This window comes from Microcystis sp. M49636_WE2, from assembly GCF_030065375.1.
Classification (GTDB): Bacteria; Cyanobacteriota; Cyanobacteriia; order Cyanobacteriales; family Microcystaceae; genus Microcystis; species Microcystis aeruginosa_C.
Window position 1 is genome coordinate 1 of the sequence record NZ_JASJFG010000278.1, and the last position, 5,286, is coordinate 5,286.

The following is a 5,286-nucleotide window of genomic DNA, read 5'->3' on the forward strand; positions in this document are numbered from 1 at the left end:
AATACCCGCAGATATTCAAGAGATAAGTTGGGCAAAAAGTGCCAGTTTTACTGATGCCAGTATTCGTCAGAGATTTTATATTAATTATCTCTGTCAACAAGTTATTTTTAACTATCTACAGTCAGGGATGCCTGGGGTTAGCTTAGTAGAAAATCAAGAGGATTTCTGGCAACTAGGAGTTAATGGTTTTACCGTTAAATTAGACGAAAAGTCAGTAATAGTTATTGCCAGCGAAACTCTGGATCTAGAAGCGATCGAAATTCCTAAAGAATGGGTAGATATTCCTCAATTAATTGGTGATTATTATCTAGCGGTACAGGTAAACACTGCCGAAAGTTATCTAAGAATTTGGGGTTATACTACCCATAAAGATATTAAGGAAAAAGGACAATATATTAAGCGTAATCTTAACTACTCTCTACCGAGAAATCAACTGCAATCAGGAGCAGATTCTTTAGATTTATGGGGAGAGTGTCAATTACAAGCAGTTAAGATTGAACGGGAAAAGATGGAGGAAAAACTATCTTTAGATAGATTGACAACCTTACTAGACATCTTAGCTAATCCTCAGTTAATCTTTCCCAGAAAAGCCGTTACTTTTCAAGAATGGGCAGCAGTTATCGTCAATAGTAACTGGAGAAAAATTTTAATGACCCGTCGGCAAAAATCCCCCGTCAAGTTAACCAATTGGTTTACTGATAATTTCCCCATTGATTGGCAAAGTGTCCTCGATTTTAGCTCACTGTCACTGGTTCCAGCATTCAAAAATACAGAAATTAAACGCATCAAAGATTTAGGAGTAGAATTACTGGGAAATCCCCTCGCTTTGATGATTACTATCGCTAAAATTGAAGAAGTATTTAGCCTGCAAGCGACTGTTTACCCCACGGGAGAAACAAGCACTTTACCCCCCCATTTAAAATTAACTATTCTCACCGAAACTGGTCAGGTTTTTCGAGAAGTAATTGCCACAGATAACGATGAATTTATTCGTTATCGATTTGATGCTGAATTGGGGGATAAATTCTTCATTGAAGTGGCCTTAGAATCGGCAAGAGTCACCGAATATTTACAAGTATAAGCGAGGAAAAACTTAATGATTAAACTCTTAACTCTCGAACTAGATGGCACATTTGATCGGGGATTTAAAGTAAAATTAGAAATTCGTCCCGATCTTAATTCTCGTCCCCAAACTGTGATCAAAGCAAGGCTACCAGCTAATTTAGAGTTATTAACTCTTTACCGTCAATGGCAACGTCACTATAGTGAATTAGAGGGATTTTTTAAAGTCTTAAAAGATAGCAATCCCCAACAAATTACCAATAGTTCTCAGCAGAATTTAGTTTTTAAAAACTGCCAAGAAAAAGCCAAATTATTTGAGGATAACTTAAACAGATGGTTGAATAATAGCCCAGAATTTGAACCGATCAAAACCGCAATTCTGCGCTCTGGCAATAACTTTCGTATCTGGTTACAAACCGATAATATTTGGCTGCAAAGATTCCCCTGGGAAAAATGGGAAATTCTCCAAAATACTGGCGCAGATATAGCCATTATTGTCTCAGAATACGATACCTTAACCAGACAATTAAGAAATCATGAAAAAATTCGGATTTTAGCCATTTTAGGCTATGCCACCGACTTAAGATTTCTCGAAGAAGATCGCAAAACCTTAGACGATATTGCGGGAAAAGCAGGAGCCGAAATTATCTGGGAAAAAGCCCCTCACCCGCAAAAATTAAATCAGTTATTGCGTCAAGAAACTTGGAATATTCTCTTTTTTAGCGGTCATAGTGCCAGTACAGAAGATGGCCAAGATTGCGAAATTCAACTAACAGAAACTCATAAATTAAAGATAGCTGATTTTAGCTTTTCCCTGGGAGAAGCTACTAAAAACGGGTTAAAGTTAGCGATATTTAACTCCTGTGATGGTATCGGTTTAGCACAACAACTATCACGGGAAAAAGGGATGGCATTACCCCATCTAATCTTTATGCGCGAGAAATTACCCGATCCTGTTTCTCCCAAATTTCTGCAATACTTTTTAACCGCTTTTACCAATAATAAATCTCTCTATAGCGCCGTACATGAAGCCCAAAAAAATCTCCACGATGACTGGGAAAAAGACTATCCCTGTGCCAGTTGGCTGCCCGTAGTTTGCCCCAATCCCACCGAAGAACCCCCCACTTGGCATAGTTTCAGTAACTCCCCTCAAAAACAACAAAATTGGCGACGATTTGCTCTAACTTTCGGTTTAGGTTTAGCCGTAACGATGACAGTCTTGGCAATAAGAGAAACAGGAATTTTAGAACCCTTAGAATTAAATATTTATGATCGCCTGATGCAACTAAAACCCAAAGATAAACCCGATGACAGATTATTAATTATTACCATTGATCGCCAAGATTGGGAATATCAAGATCGCATGGGTATGAAAAGACCAACAATACCCGGAAGCGATCAAAAACGTTCCCTCGCAGGAGAAGCATTATCGCAGCTTTTAAATAAATTACTGCCCTACGAACCGCAAATTATCGCCTTAGATATCCTCCGTCCCATCGCTGCCAGTCAAGATTATCCACCCCTAGCCAAACAATTACAAAATACTCCTAATTTTATCTCGATTTGTAAGTTCAATAATTACCCACAACCAGACGGATTTCCCCCACCCCCGGAACTGCCAAAAAATCAGAGTGGTTTTAGTAACATAGTCCCAGACGAAACCATTGCCGGAGTTCCCCGAATTCGTCGTTTTTTATATCAGGCAAAACTCGATCGCACCTCTCCCTGTCTTCCCCCGGATTCTTTGGCCAAAGTTGACTCAATGTCCTGTAATTTTAAAGATTATGCTCCTAGTTTTAGTCTCCTAATTGCCAAACGATATCTAGAATCCCAGAATCAAGATTTTGACTGCAATAAACTGGAGCGGGGAATTCTAGAAATTAATATCGGGGATACTCATCTCGGTGACTGGCTACAATCCAACCGCGGCCCCTACAGAACCAGTCAATCCGATACCCGATCCGGCCGTCAAGTTATGCTCGCTTACCGTCGAATCGCCGATAATGGCATCGATGCAATCATAAAAATTGCCCCGAAAAAATCTCTCCGACAGGTTTTAGATCCGCGTTTTAATTCCGAATCAGTCCGGGAAAAAATTGTCCTGATTGGAGTAACAGAACCCGGGATTGATGATTTTTTAACCCCCTTTAGTCGCAACCCATCGGAAGCAATTCCGGGGGTTTATTTGCACGCGCACGCAGTCAGTCAAATTCTCGATACAATGACAGGAAAACGTACCTCGATCGCTTTCTGGAATCCCCTACAGGAGGCTTTCTGGGTGTTGGGTTGGTCCCTGGTGGGGGGATTATTAACGTGGCGTTTTCTTCGGGTAAAAACGGTACTTTTGACAGTGGCGATCGCTGTGATTTCCCTTACTGGTATCGGTTGGCTTCTCTTTAGTTATTTCGGTCTCTGGGTTCCGATTATTCCCCCAGCGATCGCACTTCTCACCACCTCCGGTATCTTCTTTTTTCTTCGTTCTTACTACTTAAAATAGCAAGGTAAGGCTTGCTGAAAAAGTACGGGCGAAGCATTCGGATAGAAAATCTCCGGTTTCACCGATAGGTTATTGCCCGAATGCTTCGCCCCTACAGGATCCGGGCCGATGAAGACGCAAGGTTTTGAAGCACGATTCTCTCAAAATCTTGCACCTGTTTCACGAGAAAAACGACAAAACTCTTACCTTGCCTACATTTCACATTTATTCAGCAAACCCTAGGTAACAACAATGATCAAACCTTCGATCGCCCTCATCCTTCTTTTCTCCCTACTGCCTCAACCCGGGTTAACCCTTGTCACCCCGGCTGCCGGAAATATTTCTAATCATCCCATTCTGACGGCACAGGGCGATCGGGAGCTTACCGAGGAGCAATTCCTACAACGAGTCACCGTTCGGATTACTAGCGAGACAAATCGGGGATCGGGGACGATTATTGCTAAAAAAGGCGATAATTACCTTATCCTAACCAACGCCCACGTTACCCGCAACACGAAAACCCTACAGGTACAAACTTACGACGGCCACAGCCGTGCGGCCCGCATTGTCCCCAATTCCCTATCGGAGAATCAAGATCTCGCCCTGCTAGAGTTTAGCGATACCAGGAATTATGCGATCGCCACCATCGCGAAGTTTACCATCAATCAAGACGAGATCGGTTTAGAAGTGGTGGCTGCGGGATATGTTGCCGAAACGGGACAGTATCGGACGACAAAGGGAACCCTCGAACAGGTCAGCGATCGACCCCTCCGGGATGGCTACAGCGTCGGTTATAGTGGCGATATCGTGCAGGGAATGAGCGGCGGCGGCATTTTTGTCGATGGGGAGTTAATCGGCATTAACGGGCGATCGGCCCATCCGATTCTCTCTAACTACATCTACGAGGACGGCACAAAACCCACAGACGCAGAAATCCAACAGATGAGAGCGGTTAATTGGGGCATTTCCCTTCATACCCTATTAACCTACATCCGGCCCGAAATCCTCAGCGCCTATAACCTACCCCTACCGCCGGTGAACCCCGATATAGAAACCACCGCCCCTACTGACTATATCGCCGAATTAGAAACAAAAGCGAAGGGTTTCACCGTCCGGATTGATAGTACGAGCGGTGGAAACGGTAGCGGTGTCATTATCGCTAAAAAAGGGAATATTTACACGGTTTTAACCGCCGATCACGTCTTCTGCGAAAAAATCAAAGGCACCACCAGATGTGCCGATCACACCTACACCGTCGTCACCAGCGACGGCAAAACTCGAAACATCGAGAAAAGCACCATCATCCGGCAGGAAGGGGTAGATTTAGCAGTTTTTCAGTTTGAAAGCCGAGACAATTATCCCGTTGCGGAAATAGCGAATTATAACCCAAATAGCGGTGATTTTGTTTTTGCGGCAGGCTTCCCTAAAATTGGACAAAATCCCTCGAAATGGTTGTTTAGTGGCGGTAGAATTCACGATAAAGAAACGGGATTACTACAAACCCGCCAAAGTGACTTAAGCACGCAACAAAGTGGAACATTACAAAGTGTTGCTTCTTTAACCGGAGGGTATGAATTAGTTTATACCAGCATCACATTTCGGGGCATGAGTGGCGGTGCAGTCTTAGACTCCCAGGGGAGAGTAATAGGGATTCATGGAAGTTCGGAAACAGCAGGGGTAACGGAAATTCAGTTAGGGTTTAGTTTAGGGATTCCCATTAGCACTTTTATCGGATTGCAAGAAAGATT

General features: G+C 43.1%; 3 protein-coding genes. All 3 read left to right on the forward strand.

What is annotated here, in order from left to right:
- The first annotated feature begins 1 nt into the window (after nt 1).
- A complete protein-coding gene (locus tag PX484_RS06690) occupies nt 2-1,081 on the forward strand; it encodes a DUF1822 family protein (protein WP_288103218.1) in 1,080 nt (359 codons plus the stop codon).
- 15 nt (nt 1,082-1,096) lie between these two features.
- Nucleotides 1,097-3,559, forward strand: a complete 2,463-nt coding sequence (locus PX484_RS06695) for a CHASE2 domain-containing protein (protein WP_288103220.1) — start codon at nt 1,097-1,099, stop codon at nt 3,557-3,559.
- Nucleotides 3,560-3,790: 231 nt separating this feature from the next.
- Nucleotides 3,791-5,286: S1 family peptidase (locus tag PX484_RS06700; protein WP_288103222.1), on the forward strand; the 1,496-nt coding region annotated here is incomplete at its 3' end.

Bases quoted from the DNA above. Each gene is read 5' to 3' on its own strand.
- PX484_RS06695 (WP_288103220.1), top strand. From the start codon at position 1,097: ATGATTAAACTCTTAACTCTCGAACTAGATGGCACATTTGATCGGGGA.